At 34.5% G+C, this 22,310-nt stretch carries 20 protein-coding genes; 7 read left to right on the forward strand and 13 right to left on the reverse strand.

Annotation, left to right across the window (positions count from 1 at the left end):
- The first annotated feature begins 76 nt into the window (after nucleotides 1-76).
- The 5 genes from B0A68_RS09850 to fucP all read left to right on the forward strand — a co-directional run bounded on the left by B0A68_RS09850 (nucleotide 77) and on the right by fucP (nucleotide 5,459).
- The gene (locus B0A68_RS09850; RefSeq protein WP_035689219.1) at nucleotides 77-1,216 is read left to right on the forward strand and encodes a CaiB/BaiF CoA transferase family protein; all 1,140 of its coding nucleotides are present in this window, start codon (nucleotides 77-79) and stop codon (nucleotides 1,214-1,216) included.
- The gene (locus B0A68_RS09855; RefSeq protein ID WP_035689217.1) at nucleotides 1,216-2,439 is read left to right on the forward strand and encodes an ABC transporter substrate-binding protein; all 1,224 of its coding nucleotides are present in this window, start codon (nucleotides 1,216-1,218) and stop codon (nucleotides 2,437-2,439) included. The genes B0A68_RS09850 and B0A68_RS09855 overlap by 1 nt, the downstream gene beginning before the upstream one ends.
- A 2-nt stretch (nucleotides 2,440-2,441) precedes the next feature.
- Nucleotides 2,442-3,515 carry a Gfo/Idh/MocA family protein gene (locus B0A68_RS09860; protein ID WP_035689503.1) on the forward strand — a complete coding sequence of 358 codons (1,074 nt, stop codon included), beginning with the start codon at nucleotides 2,442-2,444 and terminating at the stop codon, nucleotides 3,513-3,515.
- An 85-nt stretch (nucleotides 3,516-3,600) separates the two neighbouring features.
- Nucleotides 3,601-4,041 carry a MaoC/PaaZ C-terminal domain-containing protein gene (locus tag B0A68_RS09865; RefSeq protein WP_035689215.1) on the forward strand — a complete coding sequence of 147 codons (441 nt, stop codon included), beginning with the start codon at nucleotides 3,601-3,603 and terminating at the stop codon, nucleotides 4,039-4,041.
- 113 nt (nucleotides 4,042-4,154) lie between these two features.
- The gene (fucP, locus tag B0A68_RS09870) at nucleotides 4,155-5,459 is read left to right on the forward strand and encodes an L-fucose:H+ symporter permease (protein WP_035689213.1); all 1,305 of its coding nucleotides are present in this window, start codon (nucleotides 4,155-4,157) and stop codon (nucleotides 5,457-5,459) included.
- Between the two features lie 687 nt (nucleotides 5,460-6,146).
- Here the strand turns inward: fucP and B0A68_RS09875 are convergent.
- From B0A68_RS09875 to B0A68_RS09935, 13 genes are all read right to left on the reverse strand, one after another.
- Nucleotides 6,147-6,347: a hypothetical protein gene (locus tag B0A68_RS09875; protein ID WP_123947488.1), complete on the reverse strand. Its 201-nt coding sequence runs from the start codon at nucleotides 6,345-6,347 to the stop codon at nucleotides 6,147-6,149.
- Nucleotides 6,348-6,393: 46 nt separating this feature from the next.
- Nucleotides 6,394-6,819: a hypothetical protein gene (locus B0A68_RS09880; protein WP_035689211.1), complete on the reverse strand. Its 426-nt coding sequence runs from the start codon at nucleotides 6,817-6,819 to the stop codon at nucleotides 6,394-6,396.
- Nucleotide 6,820: 1 nt separating this feature from the next.
- Nucleotides 6,821-7,489 (reverse strand): hypothetical protein, encoded by a 669-nt coding sequence (locus tag B0A68_RS09885; RefSeq protein WP_123947489.1) that lies wholly within the window; start codon nucleotides 7,487-7,489, stop codon nucleotides 6,821-6,823.
- A 14-nt stretch (nucleotides 7,490-7,503) separates the two neighbouring features.
- A complete protein-coding gene (locus B0A68_RS09890; RefSeq protein WP_035689207.1) occupies nucleotides 7,504-7,719 on the reverse strand; it encodes a hypothetical protein in 216 nt (71 codons plus the stop codon).
- Between the two features lie 197 nt (nucleotides 7,720-7,916).
- The gene (locus B0A68_RS09895) at nucleotides 7,917-8,588 is read right to left on the reverse strand and encodes a hypothetical protein (protein WP_123947490.1); all 672 of its coding nucleotides are present in this window, start codon (nucleotides 8,586-8,588) and stop codon (nucleotides 7,917-7,919) included.
- A 1-nt stretch (nucleotide 8,589) separates the two neighbouring features.
- Entirely contained in the window at nucleotides 8,590-9,225 is a 636-nt protein-coding gene (locus B0A68_RS09900) for a hypothetical protein (RefSeq protein WP_035689203.1), read from the reverse strand.
- Between the two features lie 12 nt (nucleotides 9,226-9,237).
- Nucleotides 9,238-9,909, reverse strand: coding sequence for a hypothetical protein (locus tag B0A68_RS09905; protein ID WP_035689201.1), 672 nt, complete (start codon nucleotides 9,907-9,909; stop codon nucleotides 9,238-9,240).
- Between the two features lie 5 nt (nucleotides 9,910-9,914).
- Nucleotides 9,915-11,561 carry a hypothetical protein gene (locus B0A68_RS09910; protein WP_035689200.1) on the reverse strand — a complete coding sequence of 549 codons (1,647 nt, stop codon included), beginning with the start codon at nucleotides 11,559-11,561 and terminating at the stop codon, nucleotides 9,915-9,917.
- A gap of 3 nt (nucleotides 11,562-11,564) precedes the next feature.
- A complete protein-coding gene (locus B0A68_RS09915) occupies nucleotides 11,565-13,376 on the reverse strand; it encodes a type VI secretion system Vgr family protein (protein WP_035689197.1) in 1,812 nt (603 codons plus the stop codon).
- Nucleotides 13,377-13,647: 271 nt separating this feature from the next.
- Complete coding sequence (locus tag B0A68_RS09920; RefSeq protein ID WP_035689194.1) at nucleotides 13,648-14,151, reverse strand: hypothetical protein; 504 nt, start codon at nucleotides 14,149-14,151, stop codon at nucleotides 13,648-13,650.
- Nucleotides 14,152-14,287: 136 nt separating this feature from the next.
- The gene (locus B0A68_RS09925; RefSeq protein WP_035689191.1) at nucleotides 14,288-15,694 is read right to left on the reverse strand and encodes an efflux transporter outer membrane subunit; all 1,407 of its coding nucleotides are present in this window, start codon (nucleotides 15,692-15,694) and stop codon (nucleotides 14,288-14,290) included.
- A gap of 18 nt (nucleotides 15,695-15,712) precedes the next feature.
- Nucleotides 15,713-18,883 (reverse strand): efflux RND transporter permease subunit, encoded by a 3,171-nt coding sequence (locus tag B0A68_RS09930; protein ID WP_035689188.1) that lies wholly within the window; start codon nucleotides 18,881-18,883, stop codon nucleotides 15,713-15,715.
- Between the two features lie 6 nt (nucleotides 18,884-18,889).
- On the reverse strand, nucleotides 18,890-20,050 hold the full coding sequence (locus tag B0A68_RS09935; RefSeq protein WP_035689185.1) for an efflux RND transporter periplasmic adaptor subunit: 1,161 nt from the start codon (nucleotides 20,048-20,050) through the stop codon (nucleotides 18,890-18,892).
- Nucleotides 20,051-20,316: 266 nt separating this feature from the next.
- Here B0A68_RS09935 and B0A68_RS09940 point away from each other — a divergent pair, with 266 nt between their 5' ends.
- Together B0A68_RS09940 and B0A68_RS09945 are read left to right on the forward strand one after the other, a co-directional pair.
- Nucleotides 20,317-21,366, forward strand: coding sequence for a sensor histidine kinase (locus tag B0A68_RS09940; RefSeq protein WP_051892873.1), 1,050 nt, complete (start codon nucleotides 20,317-20,319; stop codon nucleotides 21,364-21,366).
- The gene (locus B0A68_RS09945) at nucleotides 21,363-22,094 is read left to right on the forward strand and encodes a LytR/AlgR family response regulator transcription factor (RefSeq protein ID WP_035689177.1); all 732 of its coding nucleotides are present in this window, start codon (nucleotides 21,363-21,365) and stop codon (nucleotides 22,092-22,094) included. Before B0A68_RS09940 ends, B0A68_RS09945 begins: the two co-directional genes overlap by 4 nt.
- The last annotated feature ends 216 nt before the right edge of the window (nucleotides 22,095-22,310 follow it).

Genomic DNA, 22,310 nt, shown 5'->3' on the forward strand with positions numbered 1-22,310 from the left:
AAGGATTTCAGCAGATCAAAATTAGATTTTAATTGTTGAATAAAAACGATTAAACAAATAAACGATTAAACAAAAGATGAAGCCATTAGAAGATTATTTAATTGTAGATTTCAGTCAGTTTCTTTCTGGTCCGTCAGCGAGTTTACGTTTGGCAGATTTGGGAGCGCGTGTGATAAAAATTGAGAAACCTGGAACGGGAGATATCTGCCGAACCTTATATACTTCTGATTTGATTATGAATGGCGAATCGTCTGTTTTTCATACCATCAACAGAAACAAAGAATCCTTTGCGATTGATTTTAAACAGCCGGAGGAACTTCACAAATTAAAAAAATTATTAGCTAAAGCTGATGTTATAATGCATAATTTCAGACCTGGAGTTATGGAACGCATTGGTTTGAGTTATGAGGAAGTAAAAAGTATTAATCCAAATGTGATTTACGCTTCGATTTCGGGTTTTGGAGAACATCCAGACTTGAAAGATTTACCGGGTCAGGATTTGCTTTTACAATCTTTAACAGCATTGACCTGGTTAAGCGGTAATCAGGAAGACGGTCCAGTACCAATGGGATTATCGATTGTAGATATGCTTGCCGGAGCGCATTTGGCACAAGGAATTTTGGCTGCATTATACAGAAAAGCAACTCATAATATTGGAGCTCAAATTAAGGTTAGTATGCTCGAATCTGCTTTTGATTTTCAATTTGAAACCATTACTACTTTTTTTAATGACGGCGGTGAACTTCCCGTTCGAACAAAAACGAATAACGCACACGCCTATTTAGGAGCGCCATACGGAATTTACAAAACTCAAAACGGCTATTTAGCACTGGCTATGGGATCAATTCCTGTTTTGGCTTCTTTACTTAAATGTGATGCTTTATTAGCATTTCCTGAAAATAAATTTGGGCTTAGAGACGAGATAAAAAACATTTTGGCCGATCATTTACAATCGCAGGAAACACAATTCTGGCTGGATATTTTAGAACCGGCAGACATTTGGTGTGCAGGGGTTTTAAACTATCAGCAATTATTTGAAGAAAATGGTTTTAAAGTTTTGAACTTTACGCAGCAAGTTGAAATGCTGGACGGGTACAATTATAAAACAACACGCTGCCCTATAAAAATTGACGGCGAGTATCTGACTTCCGGCAAAGGATCTCCAAAATTAGGTCAGGACAACGAGAAAATTATTAAAGAATTTATTGACTGTTAATGGAAAAATTAAGAATCGCTGTTAGAAAATTTGATCCATTTGAAAGTACACTGCAAAAGCTGTGGGATGCTTTCTGCCTGAAACACAATATTGAAATTGAGGCAGAAATGATTCCGTATGAGCTGCACAATCTGTATGTAGAAACCATTGCAAAAAAAGGACTGCAGAACGGAGATTGGGATATTGCACATCTTAATACCGATTGGATTTTTGATGCAGCAAACGAAAAAGCGGTTCTCGATTTAACCTCATTAATAAGTCAAAATCCGCCGGAAAATTATCCTGAGGGATGGCACAATTCTTTACTTCACTTACAGCAGCTTAACAATGGTACTTTTGGACTTCCTTTTCACGACGGTCCTGAATGTCTTATCTATAGAAAAGATTTATTTGAAAATCCCGTAGAGAAGGAAAACTTCAGAAAGCAATTTGGCAGTGAACTTTCTCCACCAAAAACATGGGAAGAATTTACCAATATTGCCGCATTTTTTAATCGCCCGGATGAAAATTTTTATGGTGTGGTTTTCGCAAATTATCCCGACGGTCATAATATGGTTTTCGATTTCTGTCTCCAATTATGGACGAGGGGCGGTTCTTTATTAAATGAAAAAAATCAAATTGATATCGATCATAATGAAGCTGTTCTGGCTTTAAATTTTTATCGAAATATTGTCAATAACACAGCAGTTGTACATCCGAAATCTAAAAAATTTGGTTCTGTAGAAGCAGGTATGGCTTTCGCCGAAGGGCAGGCTGCAATGGCAGTCAATTGGTTCGGATTTGCTTCTATGTGCGAGGTGATCGAAGAATCTAAAGTAAAAGGCAAAGTTGATATTGCAGCGCTTCCGCACGATCAAAATCATAAAACGGCTTCTTTAAATGTATATTGGCTTTACACAATTGGTTCAGGAAGTAAACATAAACAGCTCGCTTACGACTTTTTAAGATTTGCCACAAGTACAGAAAGCGACAAACTATTAACGACAGAAGGCGGTATTGGATGCCGAAAATCAACTTGGAAAGATCCCGAAATTAATACCTTGATTCCGTATTACCATAAATTGGAAATGCTGCACGAAAATTCGCTTACACTGCCGCAAACACCAATCTGGCCAAAAGTTGCCGAATTGATTGATCAAATGGTTTTAAAAGCAATAGAAACTGATGTAACTTCAGAAAAATTATTAAAAGAAACACAAATTAATATTCAAAAATTACAATGAATATGAATATTCCATATAAACCTTTACTGCCCGAAACCCAGCAGCCGATTATCATTATCGGGGCAAGCGGTATCGTAAAAGATGCTCATTTACCAGCTTACGAAATGGCTGGTTTTACTGTTTTTGGCATTACTAACAGAACGATTTCTAAAGCTCATGATTTGGCAAAACAGTTCAAAATCGAACATGTTTTTGAAAATGTTGCCGAAGCAGTAAAAAATGCACCCAAAAATGCGGTTTATGATATCACGGTTTTACCCGATCAATATATCGAAATCTTAGAACAATTACCCAATGGTGCTGCAGTTTTGATTCAGAAACCAATGGGGAATGATTTGGCTCAGGCACGCGAAATTGTTGCAGTATGCGAAAGAAAAAATTTAGTTGCGGCAATCAATTTCCAGCTTAGATTTGCTTCTTTTGTCAGCGCTGCCCGTTATCTTATTAATGAGGGAATCATTGGTGAGTTGTACGATTTAGAATTTAAAGTGACTGTTAATACACCTTGGGAGTTGTTTCCTTTGATAAAAGAACATCCGAGATTGGAAATTCTTTTTCACAGTGTGCATTATATTGACTGTATACGTTCTTTCCTTGGAAACCCAAAAAGTGTTATGGCAAAAACTGCCAAACATCCATTAAAAAAACTATCTTCGAGCCGCTCAACCATAATTCTGGATTACGGCGAAAATATGCATGTGGTGATCAATACAAATCACGATCATCATTTTGGACCAAAACACGAAGAAAGTTATATAAAATGGGAAGGAACAAAAGGTGCCGTTAAGGCAAAAATGGGATTGTTAATGAATTATCCTGACGGTCTTCCTGACGTTTTTGAATATGCTCTGCCTGTAAAAGAAGGTGAAAATGAATACGAATGGAAAGAACTAAAACTAGAAGGCTCTTGGTTTCCTGAAGCATTTATTGGAGCAATGTCTAATTTGATGCGTTATAAAGAAGGATCAGACAAAATATTGTCTGCGAGCGTGCAAGATGTATTAGGTACAATGAAAGTCGTAGAAGCTTGCTATAAAAGCAGTAATGGCGGAGGAATTTCATTAGAAGAATTATAATTTAAGTCGAAAGTCGAAGTCTTAAAGTTCAAAGTCAATTGACTTTATAACTTTTGATTTTACAGCTTTCAAAATAAAATAATATATGTATTTTAAATCGACATTTTTCGAAGATTACCAAATCGACGATAAACGAGTAACTGTAGGGAGAACCATAACCGAAACTGATTTTGTGGTTCATGCCGGACATACGGGAGATTTCTTCCCACATCATATGGATGAAGAATGGTGCAAAACACAGCCATTTGGACAGCGAATTGCACATGGAACTATGATTTTCAGTATTGGAATCGGATTAACGGCTTCGGAAATAAATCCAGAGGCTTTTTCAAGAGGTTATGACAAAATGCGTTTTGTAAAACCTGTTCACATAGGCGATACAATTCATTCTGAAATTACTATTTCTGAAAAAGGAGAAGCAAAAAATCCTGAAATGGGCGCCGTAACTGAACACGTTGAAATCATTAATCAACGCGGCGAAGTCGTTTTGGTATGTGATCATCTATTGCTTGTGAAGAAAAAATAATTTTCTTCTAGGGACAAAGGTTCAAAGCAACAAAGGAACAGAGGTTTCTTACTTTGAACCTTTGTTGCTTTGAACCTTTCAAACTTAAAAACATTAACTAAAAAAAATATCTAATGCAAATTACAAACCAAGCAGGCGATCAGCATGAAGTTCCGACAGAAGGCGGAAAAGCAAATCAATATCTTTTACCATTTATTCTAGTTACCTGCCTATTTTTCCTTTGGGGAATGGCACACAATCTAGATTCTGTTTTGATTCCGCACCTCAAAAAAGCCTGTGAATTAAACAACCGTCAATCTACCTTAATTGATACTTCAGTATTCTTTGCTTACTTTATTATGGCGATTCCTGCGGGAATGCTAATCAAAAGATTTGGCTACAAAAACAGTATTATAACAGGATTATTAGTTTTTGCTGTAGGAGCCTTTTTATTTGTACCGGCTGCTAACACGAGAACTTATGAACTGTTCTTATTTGCTTTATTTGTAATTGGATGCGGATTAACAATTCTCGAAACAAGCGCAAATCCTTACGCAGCTATTTTAGGACCAGCAGAATCATCTTCAAAAAGATTAAATCTTGCAGCTTCTTTCAACGGATTAGCAGCAATGGTTGCGCCAATTGTAGGTTCATTATTTATACTTTCGGGTACAAATCATACACCAGAACAAATGGCAGCAATGCCGGAAGCTGAAAAAGCAGCTTATTTACTAGGAGAAGCAGCATCTGTAAAAATGCCTTATATCGTATTAGGAACTATATTGGTTTTGGTTGCGATAATATTCTACTTTGTACAACTTCCTTCAATGAAGACAGCTCATACAGAAACCGAAGTTAAACCTGGTTTTTTCTCTGTTTTAAAATTTACGCATTTAAGCTGGGCAGTTGTAGCACAATTTTTCTACGTTGGTGCACAAGTTTGTATTACGAGTTTCTTTATTCGTATCGCACAGCAAGGTGCCGGATTAGACGAAAAAACAGCTGGATATTACTTAGGAATTTATGGTTTCCTTTTTATGGCAGGACGCTTTATTGGTACTTTCTTTTTAAAATATGTAAAAGATTATGTACTGCTTTCAATTTATTGTGTAATGAGTGTGGTGCTATGTCTAGTGGCTATTTACGGTTCTGGAATTGTAGTTATCTATGCGCTTGGAGGAATCGGATTTTTCATGTCTATTATGTTTCCGACGATTTTCTCTTTGGGAATTAAGGGACTAAAATCAAATACTGAAACAGGATCTTCCTGGCTGGTAATGTCAATTGTAGGTGGAGCAATCATTCCTTACGGAATGGGAACTTTAATCGATATGAATCATGACGATATTCAGTCGGGATACATTATTCCACTAGTTTGTTTCTTGATTATACTTTCTTTTGGAGCTTATGGTTATAAAGTAAAAACAGTTTCAGAATAAGTTATTCGCATTGTTATAAAAAATGCTTCATTTTAAAAAGCCTCCAAAAAAGTTAAATACTATTTGGAGGCTTTTTTATAATTGCAGGTTTTTAAATTTTAATCTGAGATCAATACAACAAAATTTTCTTTATTAATTTTATATTTCTGCATTTTCAACTAAAAGTATCGTAATAGAAAAGTATAAAAGAGTTAGTATAATATTTCCTGATACATTAAAAAGATTATAAAAATCGAGTGAAGTAAATAAGCTTTTAATTAAATAAAAAAGCAATGATTTTACAGCATCATACTCTAAAAAAAATGTTTTATTTATTATTTAGACAGGAACATTACCAAGTATATTATAATCAATAATGTTGCACTTAAAATGGCCAAACCAATCGGAATTAACCATAAGGTTTTTTTGTTACCAGCCTTAAAATAAAAGATGTAAACCAGAATTAATATTACAATATAATTGCTAAAAAATTTAATTCTAAAAATCTACTGGAAATTGACCACTCTCATATTTGTGAGTATAGTATAAATGCACAAATCCAGCTATTTGTAATAGAGTAATGATTCCAGGAATTATTATTTGTTTATTCATTATTGTTATTATCGCCTGGTGTAATTTTTATATTAACGATATTCTCTTTACAGGATATTATTAAAAATACATAAATAGGTGATTTTTGTTTTCATTTTATTCGCAGTTATATTTAAAACCATCTTTTAAGTTTGCGATAGAATCCATTCTGAAAGTGGCAGATTCTTGGCGATTGACACAATAGATAGCTACAACACCTCCATAAAAATCATTGTCCTCATAAAGATGCGCTGAAATACTTTTCTTTTTTAGAGAAACATCAATTGCTCTTTGCAGTTCAGGATTAATCTTTTTCAATACGATAGAATCTTTTTTATGACTGTTAGGTGGTTGAAAATATCTGTCATAATCTTCTCTGTCTAATAAATTTACAGAAACTGGCAAATGTACAAATAGTGTAATATTGATAACGCTGAGATACTATGACAGCTTTACTATTAGCTTCTTCATAATATTTATTGTCAACAATCATAGGATGGTATTGATTAATACTATAATTATCACATAGTTTTGAAATCCTTAAATCACGACCTGTACCATTTTTTAATTTAAAACAAATTGGCATATAAATAAAAACAGTATTTGCTGGGTCTTTAATCCAAGGACAATCACGTTGAAGAAAATCAATATCAGGACGCTCTCCATAATTTAACATATAACATTTGTAGTTTTTATCATTTTCGGTTGGTGTAATTTTTATGTTAGTTATTTTGCCTTTACAGGAAATTATCAACATTAAAATACATAAATAGGCGATTTTTGTTTTCATTTTATTCGCAGTTATATTTAAAACCGTCTTTTAAGTTTGCGATAGAATCCATTCTAAAAACTGCCAAATGTTGTTTATCTACACAATAAACAGCCAATGCTCCATCAATTCTATTATTTTTATAATAAGAAATACTAATATCTAGCTTTTTGAATAAAATATCAATAGCTTTTTGTAGTCGAATATTAACATTTTTTATTACAATAGAATCTTCCTTATGATTTTTATATGCAGGAAAAAGCCTGTCATAATGTTCTTTATCTAATAATTCTATAGGAACTGGCAAATGAACAAATACTGTAGCATTAATTTTATCACCTGAATCTATACGAACCTTACCGTGTATGTACTCATAAAATTTATTATCAATAAGTATGGGGTCATAATTGTTAAAACTATAGTTATCATTCATTGTCATAATTCTAATATCTCTACCTGTATTATTTTTTAACTCAAATGAAACAGGCATATAAATATATACCACATTATTTGTTTCAATCCCTGGAAATTGATTCTTAACAATATCTGGATCGATTCGAGATTTATATTTTAAAATGAAGCTTTTGTATGTTTTAACGTTTTTAACTGGAATAATTGTTACATCGGTTATTTTACCTTTACAAGAAATAAGTAGTACACTAATAATCAAGGTTATTTTTAGTAATTTCATGATTTTCATTTTTATTAAATAAATATTGATACAATAGTATACTCAAACACTTCTGCGTCATCCGTTTCTACTAATTCTAAAAGGTAGGAATATGTTTTAGCTTGTGGATTTTCGGAGTGAAATAAAATATTATCTTTATTTAACTCTTGGTAAGTTTTTATTTTACCTGTAAACACTTCATCGTGTTTTTTTTGTGAAATACCCTCAACTAAATTGTAAAAACCTTTCATATCTTATTTTACTACATTTTTTACTTCATTTTAACCTTTTCTCTTGGCATATTCCATTCTCCAAAACATAGTTTCAGTTATATCTTGCATAACCTGTGCAACAAAAGGTTTGGTAATGGTTTCTTCAAAAACAGCCAGCCCAAAGGTTACAGGAGATACCCATTTTGGAAGTGTTTTTTTTGCGCGCTTTATAAAAATTAATCACAATTATATCTGAAAGAAGTTTTTAATTTACTCAAAGAATCCATTTTAAAAGTTTCTGACTTTTGACGATTAACACAATACATTGTCAAAGCGCCTCCATAAAAGTCATTATCTTCATAAAGGTGTGCTGAAATACTTTTCTTTTTAAGTAAAAGATCAATTGCTTTTTGCAGTTCAGGATTAATTTTGTTTAATACTATAGAATCTTGTTTGTGATTTTGAAACGTAGGAAAAAGTCTTTCATAATATTCTTTATCTAATAAGTTTTTATGAACTGGTAAATGCACAAATAAGATAATATCTTCACTATTTCCTGAGTTTACAATAATTTTAGCATTCGCTTCATTATAAAATTTGTTTCTAATATTCATAGGCTGGTAAGTGTCAGAACTAAAATTATCCCATAATTTTGATATTCTTAAATTACGACCTGTGTTGTTTTCTAATTTAAAAGAAATAGGCATATAGATAAAAACAGTGTTTTCAGGATCCTTAATCCACGGACATTCATACGAAACGCTAGACCTAGGATTTTCTCCGTATTTAAGAATATAACATTTATAATTTTTGTTATTATTGGTGGGAGTTATTTTTATATTAGTTATTTTACCTTTACAGGATATTAATAATAGAAAAACGCATAAATAGGCGATTGTTATTTTCATTTTAATCGCAGTTATATTTAAAACCATCTTTTAAGTTTGTGATAGAATCCATTCTGAAAGTGGCAGATTCTCGACGATTAACACAATATATAGATAAAACACCTCCATAAAAATTATCGCCCTCATAAAGATGAGTAGATATACTTTTCTTTATAATTAAAGAATCTATAACGCTTTGTAGTTTAGGACTAATTTTGTTTAATGAAACAGAATCACACCTACCGTCATGGCAAGATTTTAAAAGTTCATTTAAAAAGTTTTTTTCAATAAGATTTGCGGGAACCGGTAGATGAACAAACATAGTAAACTCTGCAATACCTCCAGAAAGAATTTTTATTTTCCCATTAGCTTCATCATAATATTTTTCTTTATAAATAAACGGTGAGAATATTCCAGCATGGAAATTATCTCTAAGATTTAACATTCTTAAATCACGTCCTGTTTTGTTGTTTATTCTGAAAGAAACAGGATGGTATATAAAAATAGTATCTCGCTTTTTATAATCAAAAATTTCTTCATTAGAAATAAAACATTTGTAGTTTTTATCGTTTTCGGCTGGTGTAATTTTTATATTAGTAATTTTGCCTTTGCAAGAAATAAACAGCCCTAGAACGCATAAATAGATTATACTTTTCATTTTTGTTTTAAATTAATCGCAACGATGTATATAACTTTCCTTTAGATTTGCTAAAGAATCAGATCGAAAAACAGCTAGTTTGTTCTTGTTGACACAATAATATGCCAAAGCTCTTTCCTTCACATTTTTACTGTCTGTATAGGAAATTAATATTTGCTTATTTTTTAGTAAAAGATCAATTTCTTTTTGTAGTTGAGGGTTAATTTCTGTCATTACAATAGAATCTCGTTTATGATTTTCAGAAGTAGGAAAAAGCCTGTCATAGTGTGATTTATCTAACAAGTTTACAGAGACAGGTAAATGTACAAATAGGGTAATAATAGCACTATTTCCAGAAGGAATACGAACCTTTCCTTCTATATTTTCATAATATTTATCGCCAATAAAAACAGGACGATATTGATTTATACTATAATTATCCCATATTTTTGAAATTCTCAAATTTAGACCTGTATTATTATCTAGTGTAAAAGTAATAGGCATATAAATATAAACAGTATTCTCAGGATTCTTGATCCAAGGGCATTCATACGTAACACTAGCTCTAGGACGCTCTCCAAATTTTTGCATATAAGATTTGTAGTTTTTATCATTTTCGGCTGGTGTAATTTTTATGTTAGTTATTTTGCCTTTACAGGAAATTATAAACATTAAAATACATAAATAGGCGATTGTTGTTTTCATTTTTTTTATATAAATATGGTATCAATATTATAATCATATACATTTGGTTCTATTTCCATTAATGCTAGAAGATATGTATATGTCTTTGCCTGCTGGTTTTCTGAGTGATAAATTGTATTGTCTTTATTTAAATCTGAGTATGTTTTTATTTTTCCTGCAAATATTCCGTTGTGTTTTTGTTGTGGAATATTATAAATTAACTCATAATATTGTGCCACATTTTTGTCAAGAGAAATTAGTGAATCTACAGCCTTTAAACCTCCTCTTTTTGCATATTCCATTTTCCAAAACATAGTTTCGGCTATATCTTGCATAACCTGTGCAACAAAAGGTTTGGTAATGGTTTCTTCAAAAACAGCCAGCCCAAAGGTTACAGGAGATACCCATTCCGGCAGTGACATCAATGCAATTTCTTCTGCGGTCATTAAGCCTAGTTTGGTTTCCTGAGCCATTGCTGCTTTTGTTGCCACATCTGCAGTGGCAGTCATCACCCCGCTTGTATCGTACATGGATAAACTTTTTCCTGCCACGGCATCACTCACATCATTGTAGAGATCAATATACCCCAGTATATTCATAGCTTCCTGCAGTACTTTTATCCCATAACTGCCAATGTCATACACATTGTAATAATCAGAAAATTTCTTACTTACCTGCGTGACACTAGTGTCTTCGAGTTTGGTTATTGCGGCAGTTTTTTTTGCTTTGAACGCTACGAATTCTTTAACTTCTGATATTGTGTTAGTTGTTGCTTTTCCGGTATGCAGGTTTATTTTTTCTTCATACAATTTTTTGATTACCACGTTCGTTTTCCCACCAAAGTTGTATTGGGCTGTAACGGTGGTTCTTACTGCATAAAATTCTGCGACATTACTGTCTATACTTCCCACTATATCTCCAGCTTCATTTTTCAAAAACACAATAAAATCGCCCGTTTGGCTGTCTATTACCTCTGGAAAACGGTACCTGCCAGGATTGGCTTCTTTAATGTATAAATTTCTGGTATAATAAACATTCAGGATAATTTGTTTTGAATTCCATTCTGTATCATCATACGTCCAAATCCAGAAAAAATCTAAATACTTATCAAGTTCAAAAGGTCCTGTTTCATTTTCTAACTGCTCTTTCCATTCCGGAGTTAAAGGTAATTTAAGAGTAATTCTATTATATTCTTCTCCTGTATCTTTAACCGTACCCGTTTTAAACAACTCTTTTCCGTCTACTCCAAAATCATCATCATCCAGATTTACGCCCTGCAAAAAAAAATCCATAAATACGGACCAGTCGTGATCCCAAAGTTTGAATTTTATTTTTGTTCCAAGAGGTACTTTCTTATTTACTCTGAGCTGAAAATATACAACATCTTCCAATTCAGCACGAAAACCTTTTTTGGTTTCGCTGTCAAGATAATCAACACGTATTTTTCCTTCGGGATCTTTACTCCACCAGCCACTTGGAAAATTACGGGTTTCATCAACAGGTTTCTCAGGCAGTTCTATTTCTTTATAATCTCCCACAAAATGTCCATCTTTGGCGGTCCATTTATTAATTCCATTAGTGGTAAAATTGGCATCTCCATCATAAGCATTAAAAACAATTTCTCCATTGCTCGTTATTCTAGATGTGCCGCCTACGTATGTTTGCTTACTCATAACCTAATTATCTTGTGTTTTTTCGCCACTATTTCTCTTTACCTTTTTACTGCTGTTTACTTCTATTTTTTCTTCGCCAAGTAATTCAATTTTATTGCTGTGAAAAATCTTCCCTTTTTCGGTATGCGATTCTAAATTCCCCTCAATATATTCCATGCAATTTCCGGTAACATTAAGCATATGATTTCCCCCAACACTTAGAGTATGCATCATTCCAATCATCGTTGATTTATCAACTCCCGCACTTTCGCTGATGTTCATTCCTGCTGTTGAAGTAATATTTTGTCCAGCTTTCATAATAATATCTTCTCCTGCTTCTAGTTCAATATTTTTTGGAGCCTTAAACCTAATATTACCGTCACCATGGACAACTGCTATTGTTTTTCCTTTTTGGCTCTCAATTGTAATATCACCTGTCGCGTCATCAGAAATGATTCGGTTTCCGCTGCGGGTTTGTATTACTTTAATGTCATTTTTAGGAGTATTATACCCAGACGATTCCTGCCCATTATAATGTGCTCCCATAACATACGGGCATTGTGCATTAGCGCCTTCAAAACCAACCAGTACTTCTTCGCCGATTTCCGGAATGAAATAAAAACCTTTTCCTGCTCCGCCGTGAGGCTGAATCATTCTGATCCACTGGCTTGATTTGGTTCCTTCGCCCCAGAAGAAATCCACTCTCACACGTCCGAGTCCTTCGGGATCCTTGTTGTCTTTTATTTTAGCAGGCTGGGTTTCGGCTTTGGCAAAAACTGCAGTATCGGTATAATGAGGTGCAGAAACATCGGCAGGAATCGCTTTAAACTCACACGAATAATTGCCGTGCACCTGTGAGTGGTGATTTGATTCTATACAAACCAGATGGTGTTCTATAGTTTGATTTATAATGGTAAAAGTCTGCCCTAATCCTAAAGGGAAATAAGATATTCCGCTGTAGTATACACTGTTTGCATCACTTCCTGCAGTCTGCAGTGTAACCATTTCTTCTATTTCGTCTTTATGCTGCGCATTATTGGTGAAAGAAGCCAGGCTTATTTCAGGCTGGGTGACAATTCCCTGATTGTAGCCGACATTTAACGCAAAACTGTCTTTACTACCACTCGAAGTTCGCTCAGCTGAATTTCGGATATTCACAGCATTGCTATAATCATACCCTCCCAGCGAAATTTTATGCGCAGCCATATTGACTTCGATCTTAAAACTGTGCAGCGAGGCCCCGTTGATGAGCTTTATCTTTGTATTTTTAGTCTGCCCGTACTGCATGCGCATTCCGTCAAAATAAAACCATTGTCCGTAGCGGGCAGACAGTCTTTTAAGAAAATTAAAATTAGATTCGTTGTACTGTGCTATATAGTTGAATTCTTTCATGTAGGTCGATCTTATAGCTTCTCTTTGATAAAATTCGGTCGGACCTTCTGATAAAATATCCAGAACAATATGATCCATTCCTCTTTCCAGATAGGTTCTGGATTTTGGCCTGTCGTCCAGAACAATAGTGTGGCTTATACCGCTTACGTGCAGATTTACCGCACTTCCGTTCAAATCAGCTGAAGTTAATTTGTTTATGATGCCTTTGCTCATTAGTTTGATTCCGGTTAAACTCTTGAAGGTAAAAATGACTTCGCTTCCGATAAAACTTCTTATGGCTTTGGCCTGATCTTCGGGTTTTATAACGGCTTTTCCTGTATACTGCCAGACAAAGGAGAAATGATGATGATCTGCCATTTTTTGTGACAGGTTTAAATCATAATAAATAATATTCTGCGTAAAACCGTCTACGGTAATGTGTACTTGATCGGAAAAATGTCCCATAATATTTTTAGTTAATTGATAAGTAAGTACCGATTAACGTATGGTCATTTATAGATAGGAAGTTTGTTAGTTTAAAAAGTTTACAACAATTACTTCATCTCTTGAACGAAATCGATTTAGTAAAAATATACTTTCAAATAAAAATCATACAGCCACAAAAGGGTAAAAAAGTATTAAAATAAGATACTATATAGAATTTAGAAGCAAATAAAAGTTTGCATAAAAAAAAATGCCTCCCATTCAGGAGGCATTTTTCATTTAACAAATTTAATTAACGTCTATCATTACCATGAGAATGGGTCTGATCTTTTTTAGAGTTTCCTTTATTCTTACCATTGCCGTTACCATTTCCATTTCCATTGTTTGACTTATGGTTTCCTTCTGGTTTTGACTTTTTGTCTGGTTTAGGACCTCTGTTTTTTTGAGGTTTACCCACATAACCTTTTGGATAAGCTGCTCTGTGTTTAGAATGATAACTGTATGGTTTATCTCCTCTGTAATCGTTTAAGACTACTTTGTAACCTGAATACAAATCATAATTTCTGTATCTTGCCGGGATTCTTTTCTCGCGAACCCATACTCCGTTGTTATCATAAATATACTGACTGTTATTAACATCATAATAGACATCAATATCTGGCAGGTAATAATATCTGCTGTCGTCATATCCTTCTGGCCCCCAGCTTGGCGGTGTACCAATATTTACATTGATAGAAACTTGTGCATGTGTAAAAACACTTACTAAAAGCACTAAAGCTAATCCTAATTTTTTCATTTTTTCTGTAGTTAAGTATTAATTGAGTATTATAAATCTAAAATAATACCAAATAAACCGTTAGAAGTATACTTTAGACCGAATGGCAAAACTAATCGACGAAAACGACATTTTACCCTACTTAAATTTCAACCTTTTATTTCCATCCTCCGCCCAATGCGCGATATAAATCGACTACGGCTTGCAATTTCTGCAGATTATCATTAATACCACTTAATTGCGCTGCAAGCAGATTCTGCTGCGATGTTAATACATCTGTATAATTGGTTGCAGAACTGTATTCTAAAAGCTGTTGCGTAAAATCTACTGCTTTTTCTAAAGCTGCAATCTGTTTTTCTCTGGAATCTTGTTTTTCAACCGCCATTTGGTACGAATACAAAGCATTTGAAACTTCCTGACCTGCTACTAAAAGTCGCTGCTGAAAGTTATTATAAGCCTGTAATTGCTGTGACTGCGCGTTTGTCAATCTCAGTTTATTATTTCCCTGATTGAAAATCGGCTGTGTTAATCCGCCAATTATCGAATAGAAAATAGAATTTGAAAAAAAGTCTTTTAACTGAAGGTTCGAAAATCCACCGCTGGCTGTTAAAGTCAAACTTGGATAAAAATACGTACGGGCTAAATTTGTTGATTCAAAAGCAACTCTAAAATCAAATTCTGCCTGACGCACATCCGGACGATTCTGTAATAATTGTGACGGAAGTCCGATTGCCAGATTTTCAGGCGCCGTTTGATTCTCCAACGTTCCTCTGTCTATTGCTCCTGGTGCTTGTCCCAGCAAAATATTCAAAGCGTTTTCTGTTTCTCTGATATTTTGTTTCAAATCCGGAATTAAAACTTCGGCTGCGTGCTGATTGGCTTCACTCTGTACCACTGCTGCTCCGGTAACTATTGCTCCTTCTTTTAAATCTTTTATGGTTTCAACATTTTTAATACGGCTTTCTAACGTAGCTTTTGTTATTTCTAATTGTTTATCATAAGCCAGTAATAAGAAATAATTATTTGCAATATCAGAAATTAATTGGGTCTGAACCGCTTGTTTTGCTGCATCTGTAGAAAGATAAGAAGCCAAAGCTGCTCTTTTAGAACTGCTTAATTTTCCCCAGATATCTGCTTCCCAAGAAGTACTTAAACCTAATTTATAGGTTGTAGTCAAAGTATTAATGTTAATTCCAGCCGGAAAATTCAAACCTGCTTCAGATTGTTTGTTGTGTGTTGCGCTGGCATCCAGATTTAATGTTGGATAATAAGCCAGCTTACTTTGATGTAAAACTGCACGCGCCTGAACGATATTTTCTATTGCATTTTTAAGGTTTAAATTTTGATCTAATCCTTTTTGAATTAATGCATTTAATTTTTCATCTTTAAAAACACTCTGCCAAGGCATATCTGCCAAAGTAGTAGAATCTGCCGATGCCTGATCGCGGTAGAGCTGGTCTGTTTTTAATGTTGTGGGGCGTTCGTACTTTTTGGTAATCGAGCACGCACTTAAAAGTGCGGCTGCAATTACCATAAGAATATATTTATTTGAACTGTGAGTCATCTTTTTCTAATTAAATTATTACTCTTTATGAGCTTCTATCAACAATGTTTCCTCGTCTTCATCACCTTCGTCATCGTAATTTTCTTTGGCTGGACCACTAATTTTTTCCTGCAAAGTCTGGAAAATGATAAACAATACCGGAATAACAAATACTCCTAAAATTGTTCCGATTAACATACCTCCTACAGCTCCTGTACCAATCGATTTATTACCAACTGCTCCTGCTCCTGATGCAAACATTAAAGGAACAAGTCCCAAAATAAAGGCAAAGGATGTCATCAAAATTGGTCGTAAACGTGCTACTGCACCTTCAATTGCAGACTGAACGATTGGCAGTCCTTTACGTCTTCTTTCCAAAGCAAATTCGACAATCAAAATACCATTTTTAGCGAGCAGTCCGATCAGCATGATTAGGGAAATCTGCAGGTAAATATTACTGTTGAGTTTGAATATTATAGAGAACAAATAGGCTCCCGCTAAACCAAACGGAATGGAGAATAATACCGCAAAAGGTAAAATATAACTCTCATATTGTGCACTTAACAAGAAATAAACGAAAACTAAACACAAGATAAAGATGAAAATTGTTTCACTTCCTGATGCTAATTCCTCACGTGTTAAACCAGAAAACTCATATCCGTAACCTGCCGGAAGATTTTCTGCTGCTACTTCCTGAATTGCTTTAATAGCATCTCCAGAACTGTAGCCCGGATTTGGTGCTCCTGTAATCGAAATAGAGGTAAATAAGTTAAATCTGGAAATAGACTCCGGACCAAAAACTCTGGTCATTTTTACAAACTCGGTAATTGGCGCCATAGTTCCTGAACTGTTACGAACAAAGATTTTATTTAATCCTTCTGTATTAGTTCTAAATTCTGGTGAAGCCTGAATCATGACACGGTATTGTTTTCCGAATTTATTAAAATTCGAAGCATACAATCCTCCATAATACCCTTGCATTGTAGACAAAATACTGTTTACAGAAACGCCTGCATCTTTGGCTTTAGCCAGATTAATATCCATCATATACTGAGGGAAACCTGGGTTAAAAGGTGTTGTTGCATATTGTATTTCAGGACGTTTAGACAATTTCTCTAAAAATTCTGTATTTACTTTAAAGAATTCTGATGTGGTATGACCTCCTTTATCCTGAAGCTGAAATTCGAATCCGCCGCTTTGTCCAAATCCTTGAATAGTTGGCGGCGAAATAAAGAAAATATTAGCTTCGCGAATCCCGCTTGTTTTGGCAAAAAGCTGTCCGATAACATCATCAACACTTAGATCACGTTTATTCCACGTTTCCAGTTTTACAATAACCATACTATAGGCACTTCCCGCACCTGCTGTAAAGTTCTGACCAACTATACGAAGTGTATTTTTAACACCCGAAATTGTATGCGCAATACTGTCTACTCTTTTGGCTATAACATCAGAACGTTCCATAGAAGCTGATGGCGGTAAACTAATATTTGCAAAAACAGTACCTTGATCTTCTGCAGGAACGAAAGCAGATGGTGTGGTTTTCATCATATAAAATAATGCAGCACCAGCAATCACAATAGAAGCCAATACGATCCATTTTTTGACAGAAAGAAAAGATACTGAACGTTTATATTTATTAGTTACATTATCAAATGCAACGTTGAATGAAGTATAAAATCGCTGTATGAAACTTTTATGTTTATGATCGTCTGCATGCGGTTTTAAAAGTAAAGCACATAATGCCGGACTTAAAGTTAATGCATTTACTGCCGAAAGAATAATTGCAACGGCCAGTGTGATACCAAACTGTTTGTAGAAAACCCCAGTAGATCCGTTGATAAATGTAACGGGAATAAATACGGCCGCCATTACCAGCGTAATCGAAATGATCGCTCCGGAAATTTCTTCCATTGCATCAATAGTGGCTTTTTTAGATGATTTATAACCGCTGTCAAGCTTGGCATGCACTGCCTCGACGACAACAATGGCATCATCGACGACAATACCAATGGCGAGAACCATTGCAAAAAGCGTTAATAAGTTAATGGTAAATCCGAATAAATTCAGGAAGAAAAATGTTCCTACAATTGCCACCGGAACCGCAATTGCGGGAATTAATGTCGATCTAAAATCCTGAAGGAAAATAAATACTACGATAAAAACAAGAATAAAGGCTTCAATCAAAGTATGAATTACTTTCTCGATAGAAGCATCCAAATTTTCGTTAACGTCTACAAGAAGCGTATATTTTACTCCTTTCGGGAAATTTTTTGCTGCTTCTTCAATTAGTTTTTTAGAATTATTGATTACGTCACGCGCATTTGATCCGGGAGTCTGGCTGATGGCCATTGCTGCCGACTCTACTCCGTTTGTTTTAATCGTTGCCGAATAACTCAATGATCCTAATTCTACTTTTGCAACATCTTTTAAACGAAGCATTTGTCCGTTGCCAACAGATTTTATTACAATATCTCCAAATTCCTGAGCGCTTGTTAAACGTCCTTTATATTTAATTACATATTGAAATGCCTGATTTCCGTTTTCACCAAATTTACCTGGTGCAGCTTCAATATTTTGTTCTGCCAAAGCAGCCGAAATATCACTCGGAATCAATTTATACTGCTGCATGATGTCCGGTTTCAACCAGATTCTCATAGAATAATCTTTTGCTCCAAAAACGGTTACGTCTCCTACTCCAACAACACGCTGGATTTGAGGCACAAGATTAATTTTAGCATAATTCTGAAGGAAAGTCTGATCGTAAGCTTTGTCGTCACTGTACAAAGAGAAAATCAACAGGTTACTACTCTGACTTTTAGTTACCGTAACTCCGGCCTGAGTTACCTCTACAGGAAGTAAACTTGTTGCTCTGGAAACCCTGTTTTGTACGTTTACCGCAGCTAAATCTGGGTTTGTTCCAACTTTAAAAAAGATTTTTATAGAAGCATTTCCGTCGTTTGTTGCTGTAGAAGTCATGTAAGTCATGTTTTCTACCCCATTAATTTGTTCTTCCAACGGAATTACGATACTTTTTAATACCACATCTGCATTTGCTCCTGTATAACTTGCAGAAACATTTACAGTTGGCGGTGCAATATCTGGATACTGCGCTATTGGCAGTGCAACCAGCCCCAGAACACCTAAGATTACGATAATAACAGATATTACCGTAGAAAGTACTGGTCTTTGTATGAATTTTTTAAACATTTGTTTTTATTTTAAATCGGCGTAAACAGTTTCAGCACTTTGATTTTGTGGTTTAATTTGAGTTCCGTCTTTCAGCGTTGCAACTCCTTCCAAAACGATTTGATCTCCAGCTTTCAATCCGCTTGAAACCACGTAATAATTACCTGCATTATTTTCTAAAACCTTAATATTGGTACTTTTAGTTTTTCCCGCTTTGTCAACCACCACAACAAAAAGTTTATCCTGCAGTTCGTAAGTTGCACTTTGCGGTACAATTAATCCTTGTTTTATTTCTTGCGGAATTCTTACTGTAGTACTGCTTCCGCTTCTGATGATTCCTTTAGGATTAGGAAAACGTGCTCTAATATTTACTGTACCGGTTTCTGTATTAATTAATCCGTTTACGGTTTCAATTCTTCCTTTCTCATCGTATGCAGTTCCATCAGAAAGTAATAAAGAAACTTCGGGCATTTTTTTGATTTTTTGTGCCAGTGGTGCTCCGGAATTTTCTTGTGTAAAGTTTAAAAGCATTTTTTCATTCAATGCAAAATAAGCGTACACATTTCCGATGCTCGAAACTGTAGTCATTGGCTCTGCTGTTGCAGAACTAACCAAACTTCCTAATCTAAATGGTATAGAACCTACAACGCCGTTTACCGGACTGGTAACAGTTGTATATCCTAAGTTTACTTTTGCGTTTACCAAAGCGGCATTTGCCTGAGCTAAACTTGCCATTGCAGACTCATAAGTATATTGAGCAGATTCTAAATCGTATTTGCTTATAATTCCTTTTTCTACCAGTGGTTTTACTTTATTAACAGCCAGTTTTGCAGTACTAACTTGCGCCTGAGCACTTTTAATACTTGCTGCAGCGGTACGTACTTGCTGCTCGTATTCTGGTGCGCTGATTTTGAATAATGGCTGTCCTGTTTTTACGACAGCACCTTCATCTACATAAATTTTATCGATATATCCTTCTACTCTCGGACGAATCTCTATATTTTGCTGTCCCTGAATACTTGCCGGAAAATCTGTGTGAAGTGTTGCAGATTCTGGCTGTAAAGTCAGAGTTTTATATTCCTTAACTTGTGGTGCGCCTCCGCCCTGAGCCGATTTATCATCTTTTTTACCGCATGATGCGATAACAATTGATGCTGCTAGAATGCTAAAAAATGATTGCTTATTCATTGTAAAAAATGTGTAATTATCGATTATATACTGACAAAATAAATAAATTAAAAGGTACGAAATTTTTTGAATAGACGGAGAGCAAAAGAGAATCGATAAAGATAACTTAACAGCCGATGGTTTTTTAAAACTATTAAACAACTGTTTAATTTTTGGCTCGTCGGCTCTAAAATGCTTTTTAAAGATTCCAGCTCTATATTGGGCGATTGGTTCAAAATCGTATATATATAAAGTGTAATATTGTCCTCAAAAATTCATAAATTATAATGGCACCAAATTTTTTCAGACCTTATTTATTTGTCGGACTGCATATTCTCGGCTGGTTATTATTGGGATTTATTATGCTGTTTTACATTCCGCTGACCTGGAATGTTATTCTTCCAGAAGTATTTTGGCTTTGGCAGATTATCATTTTGGTACTGCTGATTATTTTATTTTATTCGAATGCTAAAATCATTGTTCCAAAGACAATTATAAAGAATAATACTTCTCCATTTTTGGCCTGGGCTTCTCTGATGATTTTTATAATGCAGCTGATCGCTTATTTCTATTCGTCTCAAACCAATGTTCATACTAAAGTGAGTGCGGTTTTAGGATTTACAAAATACCGAAATCCTTATTTTGATAATTATGTTTTTATGCTGACTCTCTTGGTTTTAGGCATTAGCACAAGCTGGTCGATGTTACAATATTGGCAAAAAGCGGCGCAGCACAAACAAAAGCTGGAACAAGACAAAACAATGGCAGAACTGGCGATGTTAAAAGCGCAGATCAATCCGCATTTTTTCTTTAACTCGCTTAACAGCATTTATTCGTTAACGTATTCTAATATCGAAGATTCCAGAAATGCCCTGCATACTTTGAGCCGAATGATGAGATATTTATTATACAGCACAGAGGGCGAACGAACTACCTTATTGAAAGAGGTCGAATTCTTAAAAGATTTTATCGCTTTAATGAAACTTCGTGCCAACAGCAAACTGACTATTACCACAGAAATACCAGAAAAACTCAACGATTATCCTATCGTCCCGATGTTATTATTACCTTTAGTAGAAAATGCCTTTAAACATGGTGTTCATGCCACGGATAAAAGTGAAATTATTATTGTTTTAAAGCAAAATGAAACTCATCTTGAATTTGAAGTTGTGAATACTTTTTTTGAAAAAACATCGAATTCTGATCCGGGAGGAATTGGTTTAACAAATACAATACGCAGATTACAGCTTATTTATCCGCACAGACACTGGATGGAATGCGGCGTGAACCAGGAAGGAAAATATCAAGTAAATCTGAAAATAACATTAGAACAATGACCATATTAAAATGTATCGCAGTAGATGATGAGCCGCTGGCTTTAAAATTGGTTGAAACCTTTATAGAGCAGACTCCGTTTCTGGAATTGGCGTGCAGCTGCGACAATGCTGTTGAAGCAATGGGCTTAATTCGGGAGAAACAGCCCGATCTTGTATTCTTAGATATAAATATGCCAAACTTAACGGGAATGGAACTTGCCAGACTTTTGCAGGAACAGTCGGGGCCAATCCCTAAAATAGTTTTTACAACTGCTTACAATCATTATGCGATTGAAGGGTATAGAGTAAACGCTGTCGATTATCTTTTGAAACCTTTTAGTTACGAAGAATTTTTGCGCGCCGCCAATAAAGTTTTACAGCTTTCTGAAGAGTCATCCAATCATTTTCAATCGGTTACGGCAGATGATGAATTTATTTTTCTGAAAGTAGAATACCAATGGGTTAGAATTTCGCTGAAAGATATTTTATATATAGAAAGTTTAAAGGATTATGTAAAAGTTCATTTAGAAGATTCTCAAAAGGCACTTCTATCTTTGATTTCTTTAAAGGCGCTAGAAGAAAAATTACCTTCGTCAAAGTTTATGCGCATTCACCGTTCCTTTATTGTTTCTTTGGATAAAATAAACGCTATTAGTAAAAATTCTATTTTTATTAACAAAACAGAGATTACGGTGGGCGAACAGTACAAAGAAGCCTTTAAGATAATCGTAGACAAATGGCTGAAATAAACTTTGTCAGAAATTTTCTCTACAAATAATATATTTTTTTACAATATAATATACAATTCTTACGTTGAGACTTTAAGCATACCCCAAATAGGCTCAATTATTTTATAGTAAATTTAAATTTCATCTAATACCTATATAATGAAATTGGCTGACTTTGGCGAACTTTATTGAAAGTACAACTAAAGAGAGTTTTATGAAATCTTGCCGTAAGAATTA

Source organism: Flavobacterium reichenbachii (genome assembly GCF_002217435.1).
Lineage (GTDB): Bacteria > Bacteroidota > Bacteroidia > Flavobacteriales > Flavobacteriaceae > Flavobacterium > Flavobacterium reichenbachii.